General features: G+C 41.4%; 22 protein-coding genes and 2 pseudogenes. 15 read left to right on the top strand and 9 right to left on the bottom strand.

Annotated features, from left to right (window positions below):
• The first annotated feature begins 131 nt into the window (after positions 1-131).
• From Aba26S_RS08340 to Aba26S_RS08325, 4 genes are read left to right on the top strand one after another with little or no spacing between them, the layout of a single operon-like run.
• Positions 132-2,291: a hypothetical protein gene (locus Aba26S_RS08340; RefSeq protein ID WP_043971289.1), complete on the top strand. Its 2,160-nt coding sequence runs from the start codon at positions 132-134 to the stop codon at positions 2,289-2,291.
• A 10-nt stretch (positions 2,292-2,301) separates the two neighbouring features.
• Positions 2,302-3,078 (top strand): DUF6160 family protein, encoded by a 777-nt coding sequence (locus Aba26S_RS08335; RefSeq protein ID WP_005239379.1) that lies wholly within the window; start codon positions 2,302-2,304, stop codon positions 3,076-3,078.
• 26 nt (positions 3,079-3,104) lie between these two features.
• Positions 3,105-5,708 (top strand): DUF6160 family protein, encoded by a 2,604-nt coding sequence (locus Aba26S_RS08330; protein ID WP_043971286.1) that lies wholly within the window; start codon positions 3,105-3,107, stop codon positions 5,706-5,708.
• A gap of 8 nt (positions 5,709-5,716) precedes the next feature.
• On the top strand, positions 5,717-6,745 hold the full coding sequence (locus tag Aba26S_RS08325) for a DUF6160 family protein (protein WP_043971283.1): 1,029 nt from the start codon (positions 5,717-5,719) through the stop codon (positions 6,743-6,745).
• A gap of 87 nt (positions 6,746-6,832) precedes the next feature.
• Here the strand turns inward: Aba26S_RS08325 and Aba26S_RS08320 are convergent, their stop codons facing one another.
• Positions 6,833-7,762, bottom strand: coding sequence for a tRNA-dihydrouridine synthase (locus Aba26S_RS08320; protein ID WP_043971280.1), 930 nt, complete (start codon positions 7,760-7,762; stop codon positions 6,833-6,835).
• A gap of 80 nt (positions 7,763-7,842) precedes the next feature.
• Positions 7,843-8,652 (bottom strand): inner membrane protein YpjD, encoded by an 810-nt coding sequence (locus Aba26S_RS08315; protein ID WP_005239370.1) that lies wholly within the window; start codon positions 8,650-8,652, stop codon positions 7,843-7,845.
• Between the two features lie 147 nt (positions 8,653-8,799).
• On the opposite strand from Aba26S_RS08315, the gene ffh reads away from it, so the two are divergent.
• Together ffh and Aba26S_RS08305 are read left to right on the top strand one after the other, a co-directional pair.
• Positions 8,800-10,209 carry a signal recognition particle protein gene (gene ffh / locus Aba26S_RS08310; RefSeq protein ID WP_005239368.1) on the top strand — a complete coding sequence of 470 codons (1,410 nt, stop codon included), beginning with the start codon at positions 8,800-8,802 and terminating at the stop codon, positions 10,207-10,209.
• Positions 10,210-10,359: 150 nt separating this feature from the next.
• Positions 10,360-10,947: an alpha/beta hydrolase gene (locus Aba26S_RS08305; RefSeq protein WP_043971276.1), complete on the top strand. Its 588-nt coding sequence runs from the start codon at positions 10,360-10,362 to the stop codon at positions 10,945-10,947.
• Here the strand turns inward: Aba26S_RS08305 and Aba26S_RS08300 are convergent.
• Both Aba26S_RS08300 and Aba26S_RS08295 read right to left on the bottom strand, forming a co-directional pair.
• On the bottom strand, positions 10,917-11,660 hold the full coding sequence (locus tag Aba26S_RS08300; RefSeq protein ID WP_005239364.1) for a pantothenate kinase: 744 nt from the start codon (positions 11,658-11,660) through the stop codon (positions 10,917-10,919). The two genes, Aba26S_RS08305 and Aba26S_RS08300, sit on opposite strands and share 31 nt — an antisense overlap.
• A gap of 15 nt (positions 11,661-11,675) precedes the next feature.
• Positions 11,676-12,452: a biotin--[acetyl-CoA-carboxylase] ligase gene (locus Aba26S_RS08295; protein WP_043971274.1), complete on the bottom strand. Its 777-nt coding sequence runs from the start codon at positions 12,450-12,452 to the stop codon at positions 11,676-11,678.
• Positions 12,453-12,458: 6 nt separating this feature from the next.
• Between Aba26S_RS08295 and Aba26S_RS08290 the strand changes: the two genes are divergently transcribed.
• A complete protein-coding gene (locus Aba26S_RS08290; protein WP_043971338.1) occupies positions 12,459-13,259 on the top strand; it encodes a sulfite exporter TauE/SafE family protein in 801 nt (266 codons plus the stop codon).
• Between the two features lie 6 nt (positions 13,260-13,265).
• Here the strand turns inward: Aba26S_RS08290 and Aba26S_RS08285 are convergent, their stop codons facing one another.
• Positions 13,266-13,808 carry an ATP/GTP-binding protein gene (locus Aba26S_RS08285; protein WP_005239359.1) on the bottom strand — a complete coding sequence of 181 codons (543 nt, stop codon included), beginning with the start codon at positions 13,806-13,808 and terminating at the stop codon, positions 13,266-13,268.
• Between the two features lie 14 nt (positions 13,809-13,822).
• Positions 13,823-14,788 (bottom strand): hypothetical protein, encoded by a 966-nt coding sequence (locus Aba26S_RS08280; RefSeq protein WP_043971271.1) that lies wholly within the window; start codon positions 14,786-14,788, stop codon positions 13,823-13,825.
• 351 nt (positions 14,789-15,139) lie between these two features.
• Between Aba26S_RS08280 and Aba26S_RS08275 the strand changes: the two genes are divergently transcribed.
• From Aba26S_RS08275 to ligA, 4 genes are all read left to right on the top strand, one after another.
• Entirely contained in the window at positions 15,140-15,835 is a 696-nt protein-coding gene (locus tag Aba26S_RS08275) for a GntR family transcriptional regulator (RefSeq protein ID WP_005239356.1), read from the top strand.
• 10 nt (positions 15,836-15,845) lie between these two features.
• Entirely contained in the window at positions 15,846-19,349 is a 3,504-nt protein-coding gene (gene smc / locus Aba26S_RS08270; RefSeq protein ID WP_043971269.1) for a chromosome segregation protein SMC, read from the top strand.
• A gap of 1 nt (position 19,350) precedes the next feature.
• The gene (locus Aba26S_RS08265) at positions 19,351-20,361 is read left to right on the top strand and encodes a cell division protein ZipA C-terminal FtsZ-binding domain-containing protein (RefSeq protein WP_043971266.1); all 1,011 of its coding nucleotides are present in this window, start codon (positions 19,351-19,353) and stop codon (positions 20,359-20,361) included.
• A 337-nt stretch (positions 20,362-20,698) separates the two neighbouring features.
• Positions 20,699-22,726, top strand: a complete 2,028-nt coding sequence (ligA, locus tag Aba26S_RS08260; RefSeq protein ID WP_043971264.1) for an NAD-dependent DNA ligase LigA — start codon at positions 20,699-20,701, stop codon at positions 22,724-22,726.
• A 70-nt stretch (positions 22,727-22,796) separates the two neighbouring features.
• Here the strand turns inward: ligA and Aba26S_RS08255 are convergent, their stop codons facing one another.
• The gene (locus tag Aba26S_RS08255; protein ID WP_005239347.1) at positions 22,797-23,852 is read right to left on the bottom strand and encodes an aldehyde reductase; all 1,056 of its coding nucleotides are present in this window, start codon (positions 23,850-23,852) and stop codon (positions 22,797-22,799) included.
• 353 nt (positions 23,853-24,205) lie between these two features.
• Here Aba26S_RS08255 and bfr point away from each other — a divergent pair, with 353 nt between their 5' ends.
• Complete coding sequence (bfr, locus tag Aba26S_RS08250) at positions 24,206-24,670, top strand: bacterioferritin (protein ID WP_005239345.1); 465 nt, start codon at positions 24,206-24,208, stop codon at positions 24,668-24,670.
• 81 nt (positions 24,671-24,751) lie between these two features.
• On the opposite strand, the pseudogene Aba26S_RS21380 reads toward bfr, so the two are convergent.
• A pseudogene (locus tag Aba26S_RS21380) lies at positions 24,752-24,864 on the bottom strand (hypothetical protein); the annotation flags it as partial.
• 106 nt (positions 24,865-24,970) lie between these two features.
• On the opposite strand from Aba26S_RS21380, the pseudogene Aba26S_RS08245 reads away from it, so the two are divergent.
• Positions 24,971-25,081: pseudogene (locus tag Aba26S_RS08245) on the top strand (LysR family transcriptional regulator); the annotation flags it as partial.
• A 77-nt stretch (positions 25,082-25,158) separates the two neighbouring features.
• On the opposite strand, the gene Aba26S_RS08240 reads toward Aba26S_RS08245, so the two are convergent.
• Positions 25,159-25,734 carry a peroxiredoxin gene (locus Aba26S_RS08240; RefSeq protein WP_043971262.1) on the bottom strand — a complete coding sequence of 192 codons (576 nt, stop codon included), beginning with the start codon at positions 25,732-25,734 and terminating at the stop codon, positions 25,159-25,161.
• A gap of 251 nt (positions 25,735-25,985) precedes the next feature.
• Here Aba26S_RS08240 and Aba26S_RS08235 point away from each other — a divergent pair, with 251 nt between their 5' ends.
• Positions 25,986-26,468 (top strand): GNAT family N-acetyltransferase, encoded by a 483-nt coding sequence (locus Aba26S_RS08235; protein WP_005239341.1) that lies wholly within the window; start codon positions 25,986-25,988, stop codon positions 26,466-26,468.
• 109 nt (positions 26,469-26,577) lie between these two features.
• On the top strand, positions 26,578-26,907 hold the full coding sequence (locus Aba26S_RS08230; protein WP_043971260.1) for a DUF6176 family protein: 330 nt from the start codon (positions 26,578-26,580) through the stop codon (positions 26,905-26,907).
• The last annotated feature ends 15 nt before the right edge of the window (positions 26,908-26,922 follow it).

The following is a 26,922-nucleotide window of genomic DNA, read 5'->3' as shown; positions in this document are numbered from 1 at the left end:
TGGATTTGGCCTAAGTTTGGAGTGGTGCTTGGAAGCATATCTTTGACTGTGATTTTTCGCAGTAGGAAGTCACTCAGCAAGATTTAGAAAAATAATACTGGTGCGGAGCATCGTGTAACAGGAAGGTCAAGATGACGACATTTCATACGGTATCATTTAAACGAACTGTTTTAGCAACGTTGATTGGCTTATGTTTAAGCCGATACGCTTTTGCATTGCAGGAAATTTCAGATGAAGCTCTAAGCCAGACAACAGGTGAAGGGATTGCGATTTTACCCACCAATTTTGATTTTATTTTTCGTGGTGCAAATACGGGGAACGAAACCAACACTGCTTTGCTGAATGATCGTAGTAAAGATACGGGTTATATCCATTACCTGCCTGTTGGTGGTCTGACGTCACTTGCTCAGGATACCAATAAAGATGGTGTTGTGAATGGATCTGACCATTCAGTAGGTAAGGCTGATATTTATTTATATGGTCTTGCTTTATCGAAAAATAATAGTAATGACACAAATAGTCGTTTTGATTCAGTTTCGCCCCAGATAGCAAGTTGGGGAACAGCTGAGAATCCATGGGTACTAAAAGCAAAAACAGCAGCAAATGTACCCAACTTTTCTGGCGTTGATGGGGCTGTTACCTATCTGAATCTAGAAGCGCCGTTATATGAAACAGGCACTAAAACTGGGGTCGATGCCTATAATTTAAAGCTTGCTTTCTGGGCAGATGCTTTTGTTCGTGACCAAAGTAAATCTGATGGCGCTGCTGATCAATTTAATTTGGGTGAATTATTTAGTACCAGTGATCCAAATCGTGCAAATCGCCTAAGATTACAGGCAATTATGAATGGTTTTAGTATCAATGGTAGTAACTTGCAAGTCTTTCAGACTCTAGCAGGTTCAAGTAATGCCAATGGTATGAGCTCTTTTTATAATAATACTTTAGGCCTCGCAGGCGTTATTCGTATCAACAGTGGGGATGGTGCGAACCTAAAAGCGACATATACCGATACCCAATTGGGAAGTATTGGAACGACATCGGCATGGACGACCATTCATAATGGACAGGATGCAACCTTAGGAACATCGAAAACAGCTGCGACAGGCAGTTGTGGTAATACGGGAACAGGTTCGTTTGACAGCACATCTGCAGGATGTAAGTTTATTGTTCAAAAGCAGACTCGAACAGATACTCAGCAAATCAAACGCGTGTGGAATGTGCCTACTAACAGTGTTTTAAGACTCAGTACACGAGAAACGTCAGCTTACGACTGTTCGACCAATCCTGCTAAATGTCTGGAAACACCCGCATTGTCAAGTGGCGCAACAGCACCCAGTTTTGATGCCAATGAAGGCATATTTATTTATAACCCGAATATCAACCTGGTATTAGGTGGCTTATACCAACCTGTTATTCTAGGCTCGAATGGCCGAAACTTTAGTCTGGAAATTGCTCGTATTCCAAATAATCCTGCAGTTTATAAGAAGATCTATACCGATTATACAGGCGCGGATCCGTCTTACTTAGGTTCAACCTGTAATGTCTATCAATGTGGTACTTCTGACATCGCAGGTTATCAGGGTGGTTCAGCACGTATCGATTATTCGACCTCGGCACTTTCAGGCAAGAAGCTGGCAACGCATAGTAGTATTAGCCTAGGTTCTGTTTATAGCGGTGATGGTGGTAAAACTTTACAGGCTTATAAAGGAACTGCTGGCGTTGATGATGCTGTCGGTATTTCTTTTGGGAATATGCAAAATCCAGCGGGTATACTGAGTAATGTCACAACCAATACCGCAACACAGATCCGTTATGCACAACGTGAAATGAATACCTCTACTTGGCTCACCAGTAGTAGATGTACGGGTAGTTCATGGGGGACTTGTAATAGCGTAAACGATACAACTGGTTATTTATATCAATGGCAATACTATAATAGTTCTGGCACATTAGTGAATGGAAATGTGTGGACTACTACTCCGACTGGCGTAGATAGTTGTATGGGTGGTGCATCAAATTGTAATAGGACTGCTACTGATACTTCAACACCAAAATATGCCACTGTTGGTAACCGGACATGGTCGGATAGCAATTTAAATAGTGGGGCGTGGCGTACCACAGCTAATCCGATTTTAGACAGTTTTATTGGATCATCCAATGGAACAACAGGTGCTGTAATTCCAACAACCAACACTGCACCAACCCCAACAATTCCAAATAACAATATGGGTTCGGCAGTCATTGATGGTCTACTTATTCAGCATCTAAAAATTACAACGACAGGGCTATAGGAGCATATACATGAAAAAAATACTTGTTTTGCTCTTATCGTTAACCTCAAGCTTATCTTATGCCGAATTACAAGCTTTAGATAATGAAACACTTCAGTCTATACGAGGACAGGGTGGAGCAGACTTATCCTTAAAGGTTTCTTTAAATCATGATGTACTCACAGATAATGCCTTGTTGACTGGTACAACACCGACCTTTAACTGTACAAATTTGGAATATTGCCGCTTAGCCGTTTCTGTAAATAAACGTTTTGTTCAATTTCAGTCGGGTGATTCAGCTGATGTTTGGTCTTTAGCGGCAAGTGATCCAACCAGTACAAACAAAGCACGTAAATTGTGGGTGGTATTTAAAGGCTTGCAAGGGACCTTGAATATCCAAAAAATTGGTCTAGAGGGGATTGATTTAAATTATACCAAGTATGTAAATGGAGCAGCGTCTGGTTCAATGATTAAACCTGCAATGCAGTTTTCATTTGATCCGACTAAACCGATTCAAATTCGTGATTTCGGTTTTAATGCTTTGTCGATAGAACAGGATAAGGTTCTATCTTATTTTGATGCATCAGGAAAACTAGTCGAGGAAACCAGTAGCAATCCGCAAGATTATGGTTTTTTAAAAACAGCAACTTATAGTGCAGTCCCACAAAGTACTGGTGCAACAGGCACAACTGCAAATAATTATGATACCAATAAAGAAACCGGTTTTATGGGATTGAAAATGAATGGCAACCTTGCAATGGAAGGCAAAGTTCAGATTTTTGCTTGTAGTAATCATGCACGTTGTTAAATTTATCGGTTTCAAAGGATTGAGCTATGAAAAAAAATAATCAAAAGCTGCATAAGGAATGCTTTGTACTGAATGCACTTGCAACAAGTCTGCTATTGATTAGCCATTCTGCATATGCCTTGCAAGAACTTGATGACAGATCTCTAAGTAATGTCAATGGCCAAGATGGCCTGCATGTCAATTTAGACTTTAAAGAAGTGAATGTCGGGACATTCTTCTGGCAAGATAATGCTGGACGAGGCAGTGCAGGAAAAACAACGGATACGACTTTGCGTGCTGAAGGGGAAAATTTTAAAATCCAATCGCATACGTCAACACCTACAGTAAATCCTAATGTCGATATTAAACTGAATAGTGGTAGTCAAGCTGGTAAGACAGGTCTGGATTTTAATTTAAAAGTTGCACCTGTGTTGATCAGTATGAATAAGTTCAAAGTCTGTGATACAACGGTATGTGGTAGTCCCGTGGGAGATATTGCTGTACAAACCAACTCAGACACCAGTATCAGCTTTAAAACAAGAGATGGCCTGTTTAGTAAAGATGGCCAGAGTGAGCTAGTCTTTAGTTCAAGAAATGCGAACATCTATTTAGGTCAAAAGACTGGACCATCAACCAGCCAAATTCTTAATCAGTTGATTCTGAAGAATTTCAATTTTAATTTCGCCGCTAAAGGCGTGATGTATATAGATGGCACAGACGGTTTTATTGTGAGAACCAATGCTGCTAATGCTCCCAATGCTGTGATTAACTATAATGCAGATGGCTCGGTAAATACCGCAACAAGTACCAAACCAAATTCAACGTATGGTTATGTTGATTTTACCCGAGTCACAGACCCTGCCAATGCTGGAACAATTACAGGAAATACCTATTCCGCTACGGCAAGTAATGCGGGTTTAAATCTTGAGTTTATGCTCAATAAGAATGTCAACGCTAACACCCCTTATTCAGTAGATGCAACAAAAACGCCACTGAATGGGCAACTGACGTCAGACACTGCAAAAGGTCTTATTCGTCTCGGTGCAAGTGGCCGTATGGTCAATGGCTCAGTACAGGTGAGAGGAACAAACTCCAACAGCTTTGATAGTGGTGTGAATAACGGGACATTACGGACAGATCCTGTTTACAATGTGCCTGCGAATCAATATGGTAATCCTGACAATACCAATATTCTAGGTAAAGCCAATAATGCGGTTAGTGCTACTGGTTCACAAAATATCATCGGGGATACGGGTATTGCTTTCCGTATGCGAGCGGATTTTACCAAAAAGAATGATCCGATGCTGGAAGGGGATAATTCTAAGGCGACCACTTTGGAAATTGGTGGAGCTGGCTTTAATACCTATGGTTTTGAGTTTGGAGAACTGACAGGACTGAACCTGCAAAATCGTGGTTCATTTGATACTGGTAATGTTTATTTAAATTTGGTCGATACCAAAACTGTTTTGTTGCCTGCGAATAAGGCTTTACAAACCAGTCGGTATTGGAATGGTTCTACCTCAACAATGCTTACAACCGATGCGGATTATGTGCAGAGCATTCATAATGGCATAACGGATCAAAATCCATATGCAATTCTTGCCGCTATTCGCGGTGCTGAATTTCAGGCGTTTTCACGAAGTGGACGATTTACCAATAGTGCTAGAACAGTGAACACAACAATTCCGAAGATTAATGACACTGCTGGAAATACATGGGGTTTGGCCTTACCATTTTATGATCTGAATGCCAATCTGGCCATGTATGGTACAACAGCCCCTTCAGATGCCTATTATTATGATTTGAATGGTAATCGTTATACTGTTGTTGCTGGTTCTGAACGTCTAGGTTTCTCTCTTGCCATGAGTACCACAGGTATGAATGGTAGTACAGATACCACCAAGCAAAAAACAACTTCAATTTTATTATTGGATAATGCCGATACAAACTCTGTTCGTTATATGGGCTTACGTAATATTGATATGTTGTTGAAAGGAACAGGGACACTGGGCCTTGAAAATGGTAGTTTTAACGCAAGTTTAAAAGATATATTAATTATTTTATCTGCACAAATCGCAGGTGGTTATTTACCAGGTGCAAGGTATGCTGGTACATCTACGGCAGCCTTAGCTTCATCGGCTGATTTCTCGAATAATAATGACGTGTTACTTTCTACTAAACTGCGTTTAGATGGTAAAAAAATTGATCTTTCCCTGATTCCCAATAGTGAATATACAACGACAGATGGAAGTCGTTTAAGTGTTGTCGGTGAATTAGAATTAAAAGCGGTAAAAGATGGTGGAAAAAGTGCGATTCAGTTGAGCGATCCTCTGGATGGATCAACAGTTGGCTTTGACAATATTGATGGTAAGGTTGCATTCAACAATGCGATTATTATTGCACCAGATACAAGAACTGCATGTCCTACTGCGGGATGTGACGGCATGGTGTCATTTAAAGCCGGTTTAACCCTTAACCCTGCTGGAACTACGGGAACGGGAACTGCCCAAGATAAAATTGATGGTGTGTTACGGGTTCGGGATATTAACTTCTATCCACCATCAGCAACAAGTGCACCGCAACGCCTAGGTGAGGCTGTGTTCACAGGTGGTCGTATAACAGGGCAGCTTGGAATTATTCCTCGAAACTAAGGATAGGCATGATGAATAAAATAATTGGATGTTTGTCGCTGTTATTGACGCCATTTGCAATGGCGATGCAACCGCTTGATGACCAAAGCCTATCTAGTGCAACGGGACAGGATGGTTTGAATATTGGTGTTAATGTTTCAAAAATTGAGTTTAAACAAATCTCAGTGATCGATAGTGATGGCTGGGATACTAAAAATGCTGCGGCGACTGAATATCGTGGGCGCGCTGGTCTGGTATTTGGACAAAGTCCAAATACCACTGTGTCCAATCCGAACATCACATTCAAAGCAGTTGGGGCTGCAAGCGATTTAAATTTAAAAGCGGTTATCGATACTGATAAGGGGACAGGTACAGGTGGTGCATTTGCCAATATTGCCTTGTCATTTGGGAATGTAGATGAATTTGTGATTTCTCCTTTATCTGTTTATGCGGCCAGTGATAGCACAGGTGTTTTATCCAGTTTGGTTGGATCAAATTATCTTAGAGGTTCTATTTTCGACACGAACCCAGGCACACTGAAGAGTGGTGTAAAAGAAATATTACGCCTCCAAAATGGCTTGAATGTTAAATTCTTAGCAAGTAATAAACCAAAGATGAATATCCAATTGGGAGCCGCGCCACAAGGTAAAATGATACGTTTTGGTGGTGCAATTGATTCAATTTGTGGTGCTGGTTCAGGCTGTAATATGATGCTTGTTTCTGGTTATGATGGAATCAATAACCCTGTTGGTGCAAGTTTTAATTTTCAGTTAAAAGCCTCAAACCCAACAGGATTTGGTTTAGATAAATTCTATGCTGGAATTATTGGTGAATCGAGTGTGGGTCAAGGGGATGGGGCGCTGGTTTTTGGAAATGAAGGAAAATCAGATAATGTCGATTTAAAACTGAATAACATTCAGTTTGGTAATACGGCAGCTATTCCGGCTACATCTGATGCTGCATATCGTTTTAATGGCTTACAAAATAGCTCAATTGGGAATATTGGTTTTACCAATGCATCTGTGACGGATTTAAAAATCCGAGTCAATGGAATGTAGCATAACAAGTTAATGAGACAGTAATTTTTTACTCTAAAGCGGCATAAGCCGCTTTTTTATTGAAGGATATGGCTGTGACTAAAAATCTTAACTTTGTTTCAAATACTGGATGATTTCTTCGAGTTGTTTGATCTTTTTCACCTGAGCCCACAATGCTTGTGCTTCCGGATAGGCTTTGCTCATCATACCTAGCCATTGTTTATAACGACCCACCATACCAATTTCAGTTTTATATTGCCCACTTAAGAAACGTAGTTGTAGTTCCACCAAATCCTGCCAAGACAGCAACGCCTGATCCATATTTTGACGGATACACAAGGTTAAATCAGGGGTGGTCACTGCACCGCGTCCAATCATTAAATCTTGACAATGTGATTGCTCTAAACAGGCCTTAGCATGGGCATTGTTCCAGATCTCGCCGTTAGCAATCACATTGATATTCAATGCCTTGGTAATCGGCTGTATTTTTTCCCAATAGGCTGGCGGGGTATAACCATCGGCTTTGGTGCGTGCATGTACGGTTAACCAATTCGCACCCGCATCTTCAATGGCATGGGCGTTGTCTAGGGTATGATTTTCATCAAGATAGCCCAAACGCATTTTAGCTGAAACAGGAATATGTGCAGGTACAGCATCTCGGACGGCTTTCACCAATAGATGTATCGTTTCAGGTTCATCAAGCAGAACAGAACCACCACGATGGCGATTCACTGTTTTGGCAGGGCAACCGAAATTAAGATCAATGGCTGGTGCGCCCAGTTCAACCACTTTGGCTGCATTGGCTGCTAACATGTCTGGATTATTGCCAAGGAATTGTACATGTACAGGCGTACCCGCAGCAGTTCTACCTTTATTTTTTAATTCAGGACAAAAGCTATAATAAATATGATCTGGCAAGATGCTATCGGTAATACGGATAAACTCAGTCACGCACCAATCAAAACTGCCAACATGGGTGAGCACATCACGCATGATCGGATCAGTCAGACCTTCCATCGGAGCGAGTACAAGTTTCACGATTTTTACCTAGCGAAGCGAAAACAGCGTTATACGCATTTTCAGATAGGCTGTCTAGTTTTTATTAGAATGTGAAAAAACTAACGCCCTAAAATCATTTCCAAAACAAATTTACTGCCCATAAAGCCGATGGCGAGCAGGATAAAACCCGTAATAGTAAATTGAATGGCTTTACGGCCACGCCAGCCAAATTTGTAATGCCCAATCAATAATGCCCCATATAAGAACCATGAAATAATACTAAAGGCGGTTTTGTGGGCTAGATGCTGGGCGAAGAAGTTATCAATAGTAAAGAAACCAAATAACAGAGCTACTGTCAGTAAACCAAATCCAGTGATGATCAGATCAAAAAGCAAAGACTCCATCACCTGAAAAGGCGGGAGTAAATTGACCCAAATACGACGTTTTTGTTTCTTTTTTAGTTCCCGATCTTGAAACCATAGCAAAACGGCGTGGATCGTGGCCATTAACAGCACGGCATAAGCAGATAAGGAGAGAATGATGTGTAGATCTAGGCCAAAACTATGTTGTTCAATAATTTGATTGGGTTGGCTAAAGGCAAAACCCAAAATTAACCCAAAGGCTGCGACAGGTGTTCCGATCAGGTTCAATGGCAGAATTGGGCGAATCAGGCTCAAAATTAAACTCAGCGCCAACATCAATCCAGAGGTAAATGACATCAGGTTAAAGACATCATAATTCACGCCAAGCGCTGTCATCATGTCTTGATAGAGTACAGTACTATGTAGGATCAATCCTAACCCAACCATCAGACCATAGCACCAAAGATTTGGAGTACGTTTTGACATCAAGTGAATAAACAAATACCAAAATGAACTGGTATAGGCGATGAGTGCCAAAATTGTGTAAACCAAGGGGAGACTGATCATGTCAAACCTTTTTTAGGAGGATGAATAATATTCGCCATATAAGATATAAATTCGCTTCGAACTACAGTATCCTATAGCATCTTATGCATAAATTTTCTATTTTAAGAAAGATTTTTTTGCAACTAGCCATTTTAAGCGGATTTCGCAATGTTTGATACCTTAACAGAACGACTCACACAGAGTTTAAGAAATGTTACTGGCTCAGGGCAGCTGACCGAAGACAATATTAAAGATACCCTACGTGAAGTACGTATGGCTCTTCTTGAAGCCGATGTGGCGTTACCTGTAACTCGTGAATTTATCGCGAAGGTTAAGGAAGAAGCGCTCGGTCAAGAGGTCATGACTCAGCTTTCTCCTGGTCAGGCATTTGTAAAGATTGTCTATGATGAACTCACCAAGATGATGGGTGAGGCAAATGAAACACTTGATTTAAGCGCAAAACCCCCTGTGGTTGTATTGCTTGCAGGTTTGCAGGGCGCGGGTAAAACCACAACGGCTGCAAAATTGGCGCGTTTCTTAAAAGAACGCCAAAAGAAAAAAGTCATGACTGTTTCTGCCGATGTATATCGTCCGGCAGCGATTAAGCAGTTAGAAACCGTATCGAACGAAGTTGGTGTTGGTTTCATCCCTTCAGAAGCAACTGAAAAGCCAATTGATATTGTCAATCGTGCCATTGAGCAAGCGAAAATCCAATTCGCAGATGTCTTGATTGTCGATACAGCCGGCCGTCTGCATGTCGATGAAGACATGATGGATGAGATCAAAGAATTACATGCTGCGGTGAAGCCAACTGAAACCTTATTCGTTGTTGATGCAATGACGGGTCAGGATGCTGCCAATACAGCCAAAGCGTTTAATGATGCTTTAGCACTAACAGGTGTGATCCTCACCAAAACTGATGGTGATGCACGTGGTGGTGCGGCACTTTCTGTTCGTGCCATCACAGGCAAGCCAATCAAGTTCTTGGGCATTGGCGAGAAACTGGATGCACTTGAGCCATTCCATCCTGATCGTGTTGCCCAACGTATTCTTGGGATGGGTGACGTCCTTTCTTTGGTCGAAGAAGTTGAACGTAAAATCGACAAAGAAAAAGCCGAAAAAATGGCGAAAAAATTGCAAAAAGGCGGAACCTTCAACTTTGAAGATATGCTGATGCAGTTTGAGCAAATGAGCAAAATGGGCGGCATGATGGGCTTCTTGGATAAGTTGCCTGGTATGAGCAATGCGGGCATTCAGGATGCGATTGAAAAAGCCAATCCTGAAAAGCAAGTGAAGCGTATGGAAGCCATCATTCAGTCGATGACGATCAAAGAGCGTCGTAATCCTGATTTGATTAACCCAAGTCGTAAAAAACGTATTGCAGCAGGTTGTGGGATGGATGTTGCCGAGGTCAACAAGTTGATCAAGCAACAAGCGCAGATGGCAAAAATGATGAAGAAATTTGCTAATCCATCAGGCATGAGCAAAATGCTGAAGTCATTGGGTAATATGCAAAAGCAATTTGGTGGTGGCGGAAATATGGGACCTTTATTTGGCAGTAATGACCAGAAAAAGTAAGTTCTATACTTCCTAAAAAGGCGCTTGATGCGCCTTTTTTAATGCGAGAGTGTTGTATGAATTTAATACAAAACATCAACATTCAAGGTGCTTTAAAAAGAAGAGAATTAAAAATAAGTCTATGTTTTACATTAAAAAGTAGTGTTAAATATGTCACATAATTCAAAGAATAGCGTATTTATTCTGCATTGTGAAAATGCTGATCCGGAACACCATTGGTATGTATGGTTGGAACAACAACTGAAAAGTGAAGAGGTTGCGGTTGAACGTATTTTACTTGCTGATGCCGATCATCCCGAAGCTGAAGTTTGGCAAGCCTGCTTGGAGGCACAGTTAAAGGGGATGAATGAGCACAGCATTGTCGTGGCACATGGCTTATCTTGTGTAGCCGTGGCTCGATTTCTGGCCAAACGACTCAAGCAGCATGCCTTGAAAGCTGGTATTTTTATTGCCGGTTTTCATGATCCTATTTTAAAACATCCTGAGTTTAATCGTCTTATTGAGCATTCACATTTTGAGAGTGGTTTATTGCGTGCCAATATCCAAAGGCGTCTGGTTTTCTTTTCCAGTAATGATCCGATCATTCCTGTACCACTTACCTTTAAATTTTCCAATTTACTCAATGCCCAACTGATTGAGGTGGCTCAGGCTGGGCATTTTCGTACAGAGGATGGGTTTAGTGAGTTCCCTCAATTATTGCAAGTTGTTCAAACTTTGTTGAAAGCAGAATTTAGTTGAACATAATGACGTAAGCCTTTGAGCAATAAGTCGGATTCAACTTGAGGCTGATAATGGCTGAGGAACTTGGCAAATAAAGCAGCATCACCACCAGTCAGAATCAGCGTTTTAGGAGACTGTTGCATAATTTGATCAATCGTACTGATCAAGCCAAGCAAGATACCGTGATGTACCGCATCTACAGTATTGTGGCCAGGTTTTAAATTATCAAAAGCCGAGTCTGGAATCTTGATGCCTTTGGTATTTTGAATTAGCGAGTCTCTTTGTAAATACAGATTTGGCAGGATATAACCACCTAAATGCTGCAATCCTTCGACCAGATCAATCGTTAATGCTGTACCACAGCCAATCACACAAAAGTTTTGATCTGGCTTTGCCATGGCCAAGACTTGCAACCAGCGGTCAATCCCGAGCTGGCTTGGGACATCATAGCCACAATGTAAACCCGCATATTCGGCATGCACTTTGGCAAAAATAATCGGAATATCCAAAATGTCGAGAATCATGTGAATACGTTGATTATTTTCCGAATCCAAAACGGACGAAATCCCGACACGACTTAAGTTTTGATGACGAAAGTGCTGAATCAAACCCAGTAATAAATCGGCGGGGGATTGCAGGTGAAGTTCGGCTGCATGTTCAATCACTTGATCATGTGCCGTAATCCAGTATTTTAAGCGGGTATTACCAATATCCAGCCATAAACTTTTCATAGAATCACCATTTCCTCAAATCGATGCGAGGCGCAAACGGCCTTGATAGAACTGTTGATTCTGGTCAGTTTTGATCAGTACTGCACCATCATTGTTGATCCCTTGAAAGACTCCCTGAACTTTCCCTTTAGCATGTTCAAATTCGACCTGTTGATTGAGCCAAATCGCATGATGATTAAAACGTTCAGCGAGATTATAGCTGCCATGCTCAAACCACTGCGCTGCCTGTTGAATGGCGGTGTAGAGTTCCGCAATCAAGGTTAAACGATCTGCATGGGCGAGACCGAGCATGGCTAAAGAAGTGATCGGTTGGTCTGCATTTGCTACAGGTGGCGTATTTAAATTCATTCCTACCCCCACAATGGCTTGATTGGGTGAAAGTGGTTCTACCAAGATTCCGCCCCATTTTCCCTGAGAGCTATATAAATCATTGGGCCATTTGACCTGCAAGCTCAAGCCATGCAAGCTTGGCATCTGTAAGATATTTAACGCAACTTCAAGCGCTAAGCGACCATCCAGTGCTGTATTGGTTTGAATCAGTGTGCTTAAATAAATGTTGCCTTCAGGAGAGGCCCATTGTCGTTGGTGCTGACCACGACCTTGCGTTTGCTGTGCACTACAGACCAATCCTGTGGTTATCCCTTTTTGCGCAATTTCACGCATATCATCATTGGTCGATGTTGTGGTTGTTTTAAGCAGTACCACTTCTGGAGATTGATTTTTTGCGTTCAATAATTGCTGCAGCTGGCGGGTTGCGAAATCATCCATCATTTTTACAAGTAGAGTGGTCATGTGTTTATGGAGTTAATCATATATTTGCTGATTGGTGCAATTGCTGGATTTGCTGCGGGGCTATTTGGTGTGGGCGGTGGCCTAATTATTGTGCCGATTTTATATATTGTCTTCACTCAAATGCATTATGAACCGAATGTCATCATGCATATTGCAGTTGGGACATCATTGGCAACCATTATTGTGACGTCGATTAGTTCGGTGATGGCACATCATAAAAAAGGGGCGGTGTTGTGGCCTGTGTTTCGTAATTTGGCACCAGGATTGGTGCTGGGTTCATTTCTGGGTGCGGGGGTAGCGGACTTAATGTCAGGACAGCATTTACAGTTAGTGATTGGGGTATTTGCTGTTTGGATGGCTTATAAGATGTTTAGAGGGGCGAGTGCAGTGGTTGATCCCAATCGTCATCTCCCTTCAGCAGCGTTACAACTTGCCGCGGGTGGCGGTATTGGGGTGGCATCCGCGATTTTTGGCATTGGTGGGGGTAGCCTCACCGTACCTTATCTCAATCGACATGGCGTCGTGATGCAAAAGGCAGTGGCGACCTCCGCAGCCTGTGGTTTACCCATCGCAGTTGCGGGAGCAATCGGTTTTATGTGGTTTGGTGCCAAAGAACAAATTGAGGTACCGAACACGATTGGTTATGTGCATATTTATGCTTTTCTGGGTATCAGTGTGATGAGTTTTATCACCGCAAAATTTGGCGCCAAAGTAGCCCATCGTCTCTCACCCGCCATGCTAAAAAAATGTTTTGCAGGTCTATTGGTGGTCGTAGGCAGCTATTTTATTTATAAAGGCTTGTTCTAAGCTCTTTTAACTGGTGAGTCCATAATGTACTTCAATGGTAGCAACCAAGGTTTCGACCAGAAGAAGTACATCATCTTGCTGACGTGCATCAATAAAGAACAGTGGGTAATTGAGCTCTTTGCTGGCCAACCACTCGCGATAGATGGATAGGGTGCGTTCTGGCATACGATCTATATGGGTAATTGCGATCACAATATTGTGACCAAAGGGCTGAAATGCCTGAAGATATTGCTCTAAATCCAGCAACGGATTTTCGGCAGCATGGTCAATCATCACAATGGTGCCGATCGCACCTTTACAGATTACAGCCCAAATGAAATCAAAGCGATCTTGCCCTGGCGTGCCATAGAGGCCAACCTTGACACCATCCTCCAAAGTCAATTCGCCATAATCAATCCCAACAGTGGTCAGTAACTTGTCATGCGATCCGGTATCGGTATTCAGTGCTTCGGTACTGAGGACTTCAATTTCAGATAGGGCTTTGATCGCTGTGGATTTCCCTGAACCCATAGTGCCACCAAAGACAATTTTATATTGATGTAGAATCATATGTGTGTCCTTGATTAAAAGCCTAAACGATGACGTAGTCGGCCAAACAACTTTTTCATAAAATGTTGCTCTGGCTCGCTTTGTGATGCTTTGGGTTGATATTTTGCCTGTTGATCTTTAATCAGTGTTCCACAATTTGCCCCTAAACATGCAGCGACAAAGTGTCTGACTTTTTGTTCAGGTAGCTTAAGTTGCTGTGCAACCGTACTGATTTGTGCACCTTGGGCAAAGCAGGCAGACATCCGCAGGATATCTTGGCGATCTGCTTTATGCTTCGGTTGAGGCGAGAATTGCAGATAAAAACTGGAGGCAGAGGCGGGACATAAGCCTTCAAAATCCATTGATGTCCAGAGTAAATGCCAGAGCCACTGTTGTAAATCTTGTTGTGGCGTATCTAGGGTCCAATGCAGATCATTTTGCGTGGCGTAGGTATAGTTTAGGCTTGGATCCGTTTGAAATGAGTGGAATTCAGGGTGTTGCCATAGCCATTGATTGCGTGGGTCGGCAATCGCAACTAAGCCTTGGTTATCAAACAATTGAATCTTACCATTTTTAGGATTCTGGATTTCTTGTAAGACCTCTTTAATTTGCTTGCGATGAAAGCTTGGGGCTGACTCAATTTCAATATTTTCTAGGCCCTGATTCAAACGTTCGTTTAGATGGAAGCTGAGCCAGTGATGTAGAGGATGCAGATGATTGAGTGGTAAAAATAAAGTGTCATTTTCAATGGCGCTGTTTTTATTTTCATCATTGGCAATTTTGAGTACATTGATCTTATTGTTCTGGAGCAGGCTCTTGATATTGGGTGAATCAAAAAACACTTGATTGATCATAAGGATATCAAGTTGTGGTTCAGCAATATTGCTCCAGTTGATTTGGATATGATCAGGCACAGCCGTTTGAACCTGCTGCTTTAACTCATTCAAGGTTCTGAGGCTTAACCCAAAAATTGCAATATTGACAGCTTGATGAATACCCATGTTATGACTCATCTATAGATGGACTGAATGATTCAGTAGGAGAATTTAAATGCGATTTAATTAATGAAAATATTATTTTTTGTGATGTGTATCAATAAAAACGTGATGAAAGAACATATTTTCAGATATATGGTGAATTCAAACAGTAAAGCTTAACTAGCTGATATTAATTATAGAAAAACTGGGTTTTTAGTCCATATTGAGAATGTGAGTGAGATTTTTAGGTTGATTGGCTTAAAAAGCAATAAAATTGTCAGACAATGATATAGAATTTATACCCTCAGATCAGTTAAAACAAAAAAGCGCAATTAACATTGGGTCAATGTGTATAACAAAGATAGCGAGGGGCTCATGAATCTCGAAGAGGCTGATAGTCTTTCTGAACAGATTGCAAAATATATTAGTGAACAAATTATTAGTGGTGAGCTGGTTGAAGGCGAACGCATTCAGGAGTTGCGCATTGCGAAAGAGTTAGATGTCAGCCGTGGCTCGGTTCGTGAGGCATTGCTATTACTGGAACGTACTTATTTAATTGAAATTTTTCCACGTCGTGGTGCCATTGTCTCTGAAATGTCAGCTCAGCAGGTCAAAGCTTTATTTGATACCAATGTGATGGTACTTGGACACATTGTGCAACGTATCAGTGAAACGTGGCGGGTTAATGAAGCAGAACAACTACAAACTTTATTGGATCAACTGGTTGAGTTTGTCCGTGCAGGTGATATTGAAAAATTTTACGATGCGATCTTTCAATATTTAGCAGAACAGCATGAGATGGTAGCGAATCCTTATCTGATGAAATTTTATAAGGAGCTACTCCCTTCCTTACGCCGTAGCTATTTTTTGACTCTGAATACTTCCCGTCGAGAGCTACAAGAATCGTTTACGCTGTTTAAGTTGGTGATTGATGCTATTTTGATCCGAAAATCACAACAAGCTGCTTTATTTATGGAAGATTTTTGTCGACACTTGCGCAACCTTGTGTTGGAATCTCTGACACGTATGAAACAGATTGAATTGGCTTGGGCTAGACGCTCACGCCGCTAGTTAGGGCAGTATGCGTTTAAGCAGTTTAAAACTTTCAGGCTTTAAATCTTTCGCCGATAGTACAACATTACATTTTAAGGCCAACCGTACTGCGGTGGTTGGACCGAACGGTTGTGGTAAATCGAATGTCATTGATGCAATTCGCTGGGTAATGGGCGAGTCCAACGCACGTCAATTGCGTGGCGGCAGTATGCAGGATGTCATTTTTACAGGCACCGCCAAGCGCAAACCCGTCGGGGTTGCCAGCGTTGAACTTCGTTTTGACAATACCTACGGCAAACTCGGTGGCGCTTATAATGCCTATAGCGAGCTTGCGGTTCGTCGTCAGGTCACACGTGAAGGTAAATCTGAATATTTCCTGAATGGCACCCGTTGCCGCCGTCGTGATATTACCGATATTTTCTTGGGGACGGGTTTAGGACCACGTTCTTATGCGGTGATTGAACAGGGCATGATTAACCGTTTGGTCGATGCCAAGCCCGAAGAAATGCGTGTGTTTATTGAAGAAGCGGCCGGTGTATCGCGTTATCAGGCACGTCGTCGTGAAACCTTACAGCATTTAGAGCATACTGAACAAAATCTGGCACGTTTAGATGATATTGCGGCTGAACTCAAATCTCAGCTCAGAAGTTTAAAACGTCAGGCAGAAGCTGCAATTCAATATAAGAGCCTAGAAGGACAGATCCGTACTTTAAAAATCGAAATCCTTTCGTTTCAAGCCAATCAAAGTCAAAAGCTACAACAAGAATATACGGTGGAAATGACGGCACTGGGTGAAAACTTTAAGTTGGTTCGTTCTGAGTCACAGACCATTGAGCACGATCTTGAAGCCACCAGTGCTTTATTCCAACGCTTAATTCAGCAGTCTTCACCTTTGCAGCATGAATGGCAGCAAGCCGAGAAAAAACTGTCTGAATTAAAAATGACTTTGGAACAAAAACAGAGTTTATTCCAACAAAACAGTACCAGTTTGCAGCAACTTGAGCAGCAGAAAGTACAAACCAAAGAGCGTTTGCAACTCTCCGAATTGCAGGTTGAAACTCTAAGTACCCAATTTGATGAGCAAAATGAAACTTTGCTTGCCTTAGAGCAGCAGACACAAACGGCTGAGCACAATTTTAGCGATGTTCAAGCACAACATAAGCAAGCACAGCAGCAATTTGAACAACTGAAAATCCAAGTCGATCAGCAACAACAAAAAAAGTTGCAGATGGCCGCGCAAATTGAGCAGTTGGGTAAGAATGTGCTGCGGATTGAGCAGCAAAAGCAGACCTTGCAAACGCAAACCACTCAGATTCGTGCTCAGGTTCAGGATGATGAGCAAGCGCAGCTAGAACAATTGCAGCAACAACTGCAACAGGAAATCATTGCATTAGAAACTGCAATTGAGCAATTACAGCAGAATGTCCAGACACAGCAAGATCAACAACAGACGAACAAAACGGATCTGCAAAGCCTGAAAACCGAGATTCAGGTTTTATTGGCTGAACAAAAGAACTTGAATCAGCTCGTTGCCAAGCAAAGTCCGAAGCAGGATCAACATGCAGTTCGATTGATGCAAAGCCTACGTTTGAGCGCTCAAGCTAAAGCGCATGCAAGCATTATTGAGAAGTTTTTAGCCAAGTGGTTGCAAGCGTATTTACTGGATGGTGAACAGTCATTTCAGCAAGGTGTGGCGAGACAGTTAAAGAATCCCTCTTGCGGAACTACAACCGTTCCTCATCCCTTTGATAAAGGGAGGAGTTCCCCTCTTTTTCAAAGAGGGGGTAGGGGAGATTTAAAATATCTATCAGACTGGATCGAAGCACCACAATCTTCTTTATGGTCCAATGTCGCCGTTGCAGAAGATTTAGCCACAGCTTTGCGATACCAAGCGGATCTCCAGCACGCACAATCCATTTTAACGCTGGATGGTTATCATGTCGGGGCGGACTGGGTAATTGCTTTGCATTACGATGAAGACAGCCAAACTGCGCAGGGCATGCTCAGTCATCAAGTCCGTTTAGAGGAAATTGAACAGCAACTCGCACAGAAACAACCGCAGTTGCTTGATCTGGAACATCAGTTTTCGCAACAGCAGCAGGCTTTGCAACAGCAGCAACAGCGCTTGCAGCAGCAACAACAAAACCTGAAGCAAAAGCAAAAAGAACTGCAACAGCTGGATGTACAAATTGCCAAGCTGCAAAGTACGGCACAAGCCTTTGTATTGCAGCAACAGCAACTGGCAGATCAACTGAAACAGCTTGATCTACAGCTTGAAGAAGATGCCATGCAGCGTGATGATCTGGAGATTGATCTACATGCGCTTGCACTGAAATTAGAAGCCGTGTTGCCAAATTATAAGACTTTGCAATTTCAGGTAGAAAACTTGAATGAGCAGTTGGATGAGCAACAACAGCAGCTGACTCAACAACAGCAGCAACGTGAAACTTTGCGTCGCCAAACTTCACAAGCCAATCAGCAAATTGAGTTGTTAGAGAAAGATATCTCGTTCCTAAAAACACAATATCGTCAAATCATCGAACAAATCGAACAGGCCAAGAAGTTTGTTGATCCGATCCAGCTTGAACTACCCAACTTGGAGTCACAATTTCAACAGCAATTCCAGCAAACAGAAAAGCTGCAAAAAACCTGGAATGAATGGCAGCTTGAACTGAATCAAGTGCAAGAGAAGCAGCAGCAACTGACGGAACAACGCCATCAAGCACAGCAAAAAGATGAGCAGGTGCGCGAGCAGTTAGAACAAAAGCGTTTGGCTTGGCAGGCAGCGAAATCAGATCGTGAACATTATCTGGAGCAGTTGAAAGAACTGAATACAGACGCTTTATCTGATGTGTCGATTGAAATGAAAGATCATCAGCAGAAACTGGAAAAAGCGCAGCAGCAATTTGAAAAAATTGGTGCAGTGAATTTGGCAGCTTCACAAGAATATGAAGAAGTATCACAGCGTTTTGATGAACTGAGTCATCAGATGCAAGATCTACAAAATACCGTTGATCAGCTCAAAGACGCGATGAAAAGTATTGATCAGGAAACCCGTAAGTTGTTTATGACCACCTTTGATCAGGTCAATCAAGAACTGCAACTGTTGTTTCCAAAGGTGTTTGGTGGTGGCGAAGCGACTTTAAGTCTTGAAGATGATTGGCAGTCTGGGGTGAAGTTGATGGCACGCCCACCTGGCAAGCGTAACAGTTCCTTGGCTTTGCTTTCAGGTGGTGAAAAGACCCTAACAGCTTTGGCTTTGGTATTTGCCATCTTTAGATTGAACCCTGCACCGTTCTGCGTACTGGACGAAGTTGATGCGCCACTTGATGATGCCAATGTACAACGGTATTGTAATTTGGTAAAAGAGCTTTCTGAACAAGTGCAATTCATTTACATTACACATAATAAATTGGCGATGACCATGGCAACTGATTTACTTGGAGTCACCATGCCAGAGCCAGGCACATCAAAATTAGTGACTGTCGATTTAGAACAGGCAAAAGAATACGGGTTAGTTGCGGAGTCTTAGTATGGAAATGAATACAATAATAGGCATTGTTGCTGCCGTTGCGATTATGCTCGTTGGTTTAATCATGATTTTAAGAAAACCAAAACCAGTTGAGCCATCATTAGATGCAGATTTACATATTAATCCTGAAAGTCAGCAACCTGTGATTCCACGTCATGTACGTGACCAGCTTTTACAAAAAGAAGTGGTCACCACAACTGAACGTGTTGAGCCAAGTTTAAATACTGAAGCAATTGCATCTGAGCCTGTGGCAGAGCAAGTAGTTGATGCGGCTAGTGTAGAAGCAAAAACGACGGAAACTGAACAAACTGCTAAAGCAGAACAGGTTGTTGAACCTACAGCAGAGCTTGAAGTTGCTCAAAAAGATGAGACAGCAACGACTGAGTCCGAAACAGTGATCGCGGCAGAAGCAGCGAATGTAAACGATGCCGAAAAGGCTGAGGACAGCAAAGCGGAAGCTGAGCTTAGTTTAAATCCAAATATTGAAACCGTCGCAATAGAAGAGTTTGATGGTGAAAGTAATATTCTGGATGTACATTTACATGAACAGCAGCGTTATGATGATGAAAGTGCTTTAGCCACCGCAGAACAGATTATCGCCTTGAATGTTTATCCGAATCCACGCCGTGCCTTATCAGGCGATAAAGCACTCAAGGTATTGTTAAAATACGGTCTACGTTTCGGTGAAATGTCGTGTTTCCATCGTTATGAAAACACTGATGAGCCAAGTGCCTTGATGTTCTCTGTGCTGCGTATGACGGATAATGGTCCAGCAGGTTTTGATTTGGAAAGCTTATCTGGCGAACAAGTCCAAGGTCTAGCATTTTTCCTTGCGCTGCCAAATAGCAAAGCGGTTACGGGTTATGACATGATGACCAGTATTGCGGGATTAATTGCGCGTGAAGTCGATGGCAAGGTCTATGATGAAAATAATTTGGAGTTTACACCGCAGTTGAAAGAACATTGGCGTCATCATGTGATTGATTATCGTCCAAATCAGGCGACGGTTTAATTAGTTGCTTTTTCATAAACTGATTAACATGTTTTTAAATTTGAAAAATAAAGAACTTAACGGAGTCATGTTCGGTTCTCATCCTATTTTAGGTTAAACCTTCGGTTCGACTTACTTTTGTTTCGACAAAAGTAAGCAAAACCATTGTCATCTGCAAAACCTGTTCACTACTTTCATTAAAGTGATTTTATTGCAAAAACATTATCTTGTTTAAATCACGCAGGTTGCAGATGACATTTCTGAGTATCATATTTCATGTCTAACTCAGGTTCGATATACTAAATTCAGTAAAAAATTATAGGGCGGTTTTTCCGCCCTTTTATATGGTGAAATTTAAATGGAACACAACTCAGTTATTGAGCAAATGCGTCAGTTGATTCAACTGATTGCAAAACACAATCATGCTTACTATGTGATGGATCAACCTTCCATTTCTGACAGTGAATATGACCATTTATTTCATCAGCTCAAAGCCTTAGAACAACAATATCCAGACTGTATTCAGGCGGATACCCCGACCAATAAGGTGGGTGGTCAAGCGCTATCAAAATTTGAAAGTGTGACTCATGCAGTGCCAATGCTGTCATTGGGCAATGTCTTTAATCAGGAAGATCTGTTTGCCTTTGCCCGTCGTATTGACGAGCGTTTACCCCACCAAGAGGTTCAATATGATGTTGAACTGAAACTGGATGGTTTGGCAATTTCACTGTGGTATGAAAATGGCATATTGGTTCGTGGGGTAACACGTGGGGATGGTGAGACAGGTGAAGATATTACCCAAAATGTCAAAACCATTCGTAATCTGCCGAAGGTGTTATCCAGTCAGCATCAAGCTATTCCAGCGTTTCTGGAAGTACGTGGTGAAGTGTTAATGCCAAAACAAGGCTTCGAAAAACTCAATGCCGATCAAGAAGCCAAAGGCGACAAGACCTTTGCCAACCCACGTAATGCCGCAGCCGGAAGCCTGCGTCAGCTAGACCCAAATATTGCCGCTTCACGTCCATTGGCGTTCTATGCTTATGGGATTGCACAGTGCCAGCCAGATCACGGGCTTGAGACCATGCATGATAGTTTGCATTGGCTCACCAAGTTTGGTTTTGAAATTGCTGAGCGTCAATTCCTGTGTGCTTCGATTGAAGAAGTACAACAACGCTATGAACAGATTCAACAAGAGCGTCCAGAGCTTAAAGTTGAAATTGATGGCATGGTGATTAAGGTGGATAGCCTTAAACAGCAACAACAATTAGGCTTTTTGAGTCGTGAACCACGTTGGGCAACGGCCTATAAATTCCCGGCACAGGCGGCGCTGACCAAAGTTGAAAATATTGACTGGCAAGTGGGACGTACTGGAACATTGACACCTGTTGCGCGTTTAACACCCGTCTTTGTTGGTGGGGTGACGGTGTCTAATGTGACCTTGCATAATATTGGTGAAATCCATCGTTTAGATGTGCGTATTGGCGATACCGTCAGTGTCTATCGTACCGGTGATGTGATTCCAAAAGTTGAGAAGGTTTGGGCTGAGTTCCGACCTGCCGATGCGGAGATGGTGCATCTTCCGACCAATTGTCCAGTCTGTGAATCACCTGTGGTGATGCCAGAGGGTGAAGCATTAGCACGTTGTTCGGGTGGCCTGTATTGTGCTGCGCAACGGATTGAAGCCATTCGTCACTTTGTTTCACGTAAAGCTTTGGATATTGAAGGCTTAGGCGACCGTTGGGTGGAGTCACTTCTGCATCTCGACCTACTTAAAGATGTGGCTGATATTTATCATTTGCATGAGCACCGCGCGACTTTATTGACCATTGAGAAAATGGGTGAGAAATCGGTTCAGAACCTGATTGATGCGATTGAAGCCAGTAAGAAAACCACTTTAGCACGCTTTATTTATGCCTTGGGGATTCGTGGGGTGGGTGAAACCACCGCACGTATGCTGGCGAATACCTTTCAGACGCTTGAAGCTTTAAAAGCTGCGGATATTGAAGCACTCAAGAAAACCCCAGATGTAGGTGATATTACCGCAGAATGGATTGCCGACTTTTTCCAAGCACCGCATAACGTTGAAGTGTTGGATCGTTTAATGGCGGCAGGCATTCATTGGGATGCACCAACTGCACCAACGCGTCAGCCATTAAATGGTGAGAGTTGGGTCGTGACAGGAACACTGGAAACCATGGGGCGTGATGAAGCAACCCAGAAACTTCAAGCCTTAGGTGCACGTGTCAGTGGTAGTGTGTCGAGTAAAACCAAATGTGTGGTTGCTGGCGAGAAGGCAGGTAGTAAGCTAGATAAAGCGCAGAAATTAGACATTCGAGTTTTGAATGAGCAAGAGTTCTTAGAATTTTTGAAGCAGTATGAAGCCTGATTCTTTATTTAAGTTTTGAGTTAGGACGAAGGGATAAAAAAGGCGGCATTTATGCCGCCTTTTTTTGATGTTAAATATATTTTTTCACAATGCCATCATCCAGCAATTGCTGGAAATGTTCACAGACACTTTCACGTACATCACGATATTCAATCCCAAGCTCTTTGACACTGCGTTGCGCATTAAAATAGATTGGGTAACCCATATTCAATTTTACAAATTGACGTGAATAACCGAGGATTGGTGCGACAAATGAAAAGGCAGTTTTTGGTACAGTAAAGTGCGGGAATGGAAACTTATAGCCAAACTTCTGAGTAAGTGCCTTACCCATGTCCAATAAACTGAGTGTGCCACCACAAATAATGTAACGGCCTTGTGCTTTTGGATTTAATGCAGCAGCCACATGCGCATCGGCAACATCACGAACATCGACAATACCATTCCACATGGGCGGTACACCGAACAAGGTGGTGCCATTGCCGAACTGTTGTAATACTTCAATACTACCTGACTGGCTCGCATCAGTAAGAGATGGCCCCATCACCAAGGCGGGATTAATACAGACTAAATCCCAACGATTTTGTTGTTCTGCCATTTCCCAAGCTTTACGTTCTGCCATGACTTTTGAATAAGGATAAGGCTGGTGTGTTTCGTTACTGGTTTTGTTCCAGTGATTTTCATCAAACTCATTATTGGCAGTGTGTTGAATCTCAACTGCATCGCCATAGGTTGAGGCAATACTTGAAGTGAGTACCACACGTTTGACCGATTCAGTACGATTAACGCTATCCAATACATTTTCTGTGCCTTTCACCGCAGGCTCAATAATGTCTTTGACTGCATCTTTGTAATTGGTTACCACAAAAGGGGATGCGGTATGAATCACGATTTCACAATTTTGCATCGCTGCATCAAATGATTGTGGCTCAAGTAAATCGGCTTTAAAAAACTCAATTTTTCCAGAAGATTGCTCTGCAAGAGCATACAAATGCTGAATCTTATTTTTCTTGGATGGGTCTCGCACCGTGGCATGAACCGTATAGCCTTGATTCAACAGACGTTCAATAATCCAGCCTGCAATATAACCCGTCGCGCCAGTGACCAAAATTGGTTTGCTTTTATCCATTGTGGTTTCCGCATTATGTTTTTGTGATTGCTGTTATTTACCGAATTTTGACTGAACAAACAACAGCTGAGCAGTCATTTTTTATGTTTTTTTGATCAAAACATTGGCGAAATAAGAAGCATTGCTAGTCGTTACAAAAAATCAAACAAATGATTTTCAATAGAATTATCTATTTTAAAACTGATAAATGATATGCAAAGGCTTATTTTATTTAGATAAATTCAGCCAATTCGAACTGTAAATGCGTATGTTTCTCATTTTAATTTTATAAAAATCATAAACTTACACACTTTTGTTTTTGCAATTCCAGTGTAACTTGGCCATAATATTGTCATTCGATAGGAGTAAGTATTATGCGTGGCAATCCAGAAGTCATCGACTATTTAAATATGCTCATTGGCGGTGAATTGGCTGCTCGTGATCAATATTTAATTCATTCAAGAATGTACGAAGATTGGGGCTTAAACAAGATCTATGAGCGTATTGACCATGAAATGCAAGAAGAAGCATCTCATGCAGATTCAATCATTCGTCGTGTACTGTTCCTAGGTGCTCAACCGAATATGAACCGTGAAGACATCAATGTCGGTAGCGATGTGGTGAGTTGTTTAAAAGCTGATTTAGCCCTTGAATACCATGTCCGTGAAAAATTGGCAGTGGGTATAAAACTGTGTGAAGAAAAAGGCGATTATATTAGCCGTGATATGTTGCGTCAGCAGCTTTCAGATACAGAAGAAGATCATACCTATTGGTTAGAAAAGCAATTACGTTTAATTGAATTGATTGGTTTACAGAATTATATTCAATCACAAATTTAATCGATCAGATCTTAAGCTGTGATACGTAAAAAGAGAACTTCATTTGAAGTTCTCTTTTTTTGTGAAAAATTTATATCTGGCCTAGAATTTTTTACTATAGTTGATAAATAAACTGCCTTCGCTAAAGTCATTGCCGTGTTTTACCTGATATCAATGCGGATATATTGCAGGGCAAAGCCTTTAAAATAAACTTGCAGCATATTTAAAGTAGTCAGAGGTTTGGATGTCGAATGGCAATATGGTATCAGTCACATGCTTATCTAGCCTTAAACCTACTACAGGTGCCAACGCTGACCACTGTTATTTGATTGGGTTTATCAGGTGTATGATCTGGAAGGCATTCCGTATCAGCGGACCTTGTTTACACTGGACCAGAACCCGATTGATGATTCGCTTGGCATTGATTTTTAAACGCATATAAAAATGCCTAGACTTAAAAATCTAGGCAGATGATCAATCGATGAGTTGACTCAGAATTTCCAAAGCGATTATTTGCTTTGTAAGGTTTTGAGGTCTTTCAAGACTTGATCGGCATGAGTTTGAGTATTTACGCTGGTGTAGTGATACATCACCGCACCTTGAGGATTAATCAAAAAGCTTTCTCGTTTGGCGATCTTGGCAATTCCTAAATTTCGAACGATGCCAAATTTACTGGCCAGTTCGCCTTGATCATCAGCAAGAATCGGGAAGGGTAAACCGAGTTTTTCTGAGAATTTTTGATGTGATGCGACATCATCCAGACTGACACCCAGCACCACAGCATTTGATTTGGTAAATTGAGGATACAGCGATTTAAATTGATTGGCTTCTTGAGTACAGCCCGCCGTATTATCTTTAGGATAGAAATATAGCACTACCCATTTACCCTTATACTGGTTCAAGGTATGCCATTTGCCACTCTGATCTTGCAGTTTAAAGTCTGGCGCAGACTGTCCAACCCATTCTTTTTGTGCAGTATCTTGCTTGGAAAATAAGGTACTTTGCGCTGTACTGAGACTTGGCGTGCTGAGTAAAAAAAGTGAACTACATAAAACGAGAACTTTGGACTTTATCATATTCATCATGTTGATCTCAAAGTGTAATAGAAGCTACTTTAGCAAATTTACAAAAGAGATGTGTTAGAAAATTCTTTACAGGATTTTGATCGATTCTAATTGAATGGTGAATTTAAAAAGAAGTAGAAATAGATGAAAAGTTGGCACAATTTTTTCATTAAATTCGCAGTAACAAAAAGGAATAATCCTTTTAACTTAGTCAATTAGATTGAGTGGTGAAAAATAAATATGAATGATTATTTAAAAATGGTGGGTTTGTAATGAATAAAATAAACACTTTTTTATTAAGCGTCGATGATGCAGATAAAACTTTTTTATCTTTGCAAGATGATGAATTATATTTATATATTCCAGATGTTAAATATAAAAATATACAAGCGTTGAAAGATCGATATCAATTTTTAATAGATGGATCTAAAAGTGAAAATGAAGTGTGGTTAAACTGGATCATCTATCATGACTTGGAGAGAAAAGAGCCTATTGGTACTCTTCAGGCAACAATTTTGAAAGATGAGCACAAGGCTTATATTGGTTATGTAATTTATAAAAAATTTTGGAATCAAGGTTACGGATCTTTAGCTGTAAATTGGCTTAAAAATTTTCTAGAAAAAAATGAAGATGTTAAAAAAATAGAGGCTTATGTCGATTATCGGAATATATTTTCAAAAAAAATTCTTGAAAAATTCGGGTTTGAAAAAATCGATGAAGAAAATAATGATTATGTATATCGAAAATTCATCTGATGACTTAAATAATCTTAGTTTTAACTTATAAGCAGTAAGTGAATTATGTTTTTTCCCGTGATGCATTTGTTGTATATATTTCATAAATACTAACAGAAAAGGTAAAAGCATGGATGTTGGCGCAGTTCTAATTAAGCTAAAAGCAAATACGCAGGCAAAAGTTGATGCTTGGCAACAAGAAATTGAACAACGTAAAGCCGAAGCCATTCAGACACTGCAAGCCGAAGGGGTAACCGTTGAATCTTGGTTTCAACTTAAACTGAATGGTGATCATTATTTACTGGCTTATATGCGTGCTAAAGATATTGCGCATGCACAACAGGTAGCAAGAAACAGTGTCTTTGATATTGATCAAGTGCATCGACAGTTTAAGCAACATTGGGAGCAGGTGATTCCTGCACAGCTTTTGGTAGATTTGGAAAATAATAACCAATGTTAATCAGCGTATACTGCG

It is taken from the genome of Acinetobacter sp. NBRC 110496 (assembly GCF_000876115.1).
GTDB lineage: Bacteria > Pseudomonadota > Gammaproteobacteria > Pseudomonadales > Moraxellaceae > Acinetobacter.
The sequence above is the reverse complement of the archived record's forward strand: the minus strand, read 5'-3'. Positions and strand labels throughout refer to the sequence as shown.

What these genes read in the sequence shown, in the direction of transcription:
- smc (WP_043971269.1), top strand. Translation starts at nt 15,846, where the DNA reads ATGCGTTTAAGCAGTTTAAAACTTTCAGGCTTTAAATCTTTCGCCGAT.
- Aba26S_RS08315 (WP_005239370.1), bottom strand. Translation starts at nt 8,652, where the DNA reads ATGATCAGTCTCCCCTTGGTTTACACAATTTTGGCACTCATCGCCTAT.
- Aba26S_RS08240 (WP_043971262.1), bottom strand. Translation starts at nt 25,734, where the DNA reads ATGATGAATATGATAAAGTCCAAAGTTCTCGTTTTATGTAGTTCACTT.
- Aba26S_RS08230 (WP_043971260.1), top strand. Translation starts at nt 26,578, where the DNA reads ATGGATGTTGGCGCAGTTCTAATTAAGCTAAAAGCAAATACGCAGGCA.
- Aba26S_RS08335 (WP_005239379.1), top strand. Translation starts at nt 2,302, where the DNA reads ATGAAAAAAATACTTGTTTTGCTCTTATCGTTAACCTCAAGCTTATCT.
- Aba26S_RS08265 (WP_043971266.1), top strand. Translation starts at nt 19,351, where the DNA reads ATGGAAATGAATACAATAATAGGCATTGTTGCTGCCGTTGCGATTATG.
- Aba26S_RS08295 (WP_043971274.1), bottom strand. Translation starts at nt 12,452, where the DNA reads ATGACCACTCTACTTGTAAAAATGATGGATGATTTCGCAACCCGCCAG.
- Aba26S_RS08235 (WP_005239341.1), top strand. Translation starts at nt 25,986, where the DNA reads ATGAATAAAATAAACACTTTTTTATTAAGCGTCGATGATGCAGATAAA.
- ffh (WP_005239368.1), top strand. Translation starts at nt 8,800, where the DNA reads ATGTTTGATACCTTAACAGAACGACTCACACAGAGTTTAAGAAATGTT.
- Aba26S_RS08330 (WP_043971286.1), top strand. Translation starts at nt 3,105, where the DNA reads ATGAAAAAAAATAATCAAAAGCTGCATAAGGAATGCTTTGTACTGAAT.
- Aba26S_RS08300 (WP_005239364.1), bottom strand. Translation starts at nt 11,660, where the DNA reads ATGAAAAGTTTATGGCTGGATATTGGTAATACCCGCTTAAAATACTGG.
- Aba26S_RS08280 (WP_043971271.1), bottom strand. Translation starts at nt 14,788, where the DNA reads ATGGGTATTCATCAAGCTGTCAATATTGCAATTTTTGGGTTAAGCCTC.
- Aba26S_RS08305 (WP_043971276.1), top strand. Translation starts at nt 10,360, where the DNA reads ATGTCACATAATTCAAAGAATAGCGTATTTATTCTGCATTGTGAAAAT.
- Aba26S_RS08340 (WP_043971289.1), top strand. Translation starts at nt 132, where the DNA reads ATGACGACATTTCATACGGTATCATTTAAACGAACTGTTTTAGCAACG.
- Aba26S_RS08255 (WP_005239347.1), bottom strand. Translation starts at nt 23,852, where the DNA reads ATGGATAAAAGCAAACCAATTTTGGTCACTGGCGCGACGGGTTATATT.
- Aba26S_RS08290 (WP_043971338.1), top strand. Translation starts at nt 12,459, where the DNA reads ATGGAGTTAATCATATATTTGCTGATTGGTGCAATTGCTGGATTTGCT.
- Aba26S_RS08275 (WP_005239356.1), top strand. Translation starts at nt 15,140, where the DNA reads ATGAATCTCGAAGAGGCTGATAGTCTTTCTGAACAGATTGCAAAATAT.
- ligA (WP_043971264.1), top strand. Translation starts at nt 20,699, where the DNA reads ATGGAACACAACTCAGTTATTGAGCAAATGCGTCAGTTGATTCAACTG.
- Aba26S_RS08285 (WP_005239359.1), bottom strand. Translation starts at nt 13,808, where the DNA reads ATGATTCTACATCAATATAAAATTGTCTTTGGTGGCACTATGGGTTCA.
- bfr (WP_005239345.1), top strand. Translation starts at nt 24,206, where the DNA reads ATGCGTGGCAATCCAGAAGTCATCGACTATTTAAATATGCTCATTGGC.
- Aba26S_RS08325 (WP_043971283.1), top strand. Translation starts at nt 5,717, where the DNA reads ATGATGAATAAAATAATTGGATGTTTGTCGCTGTTATTGACGCCATTT.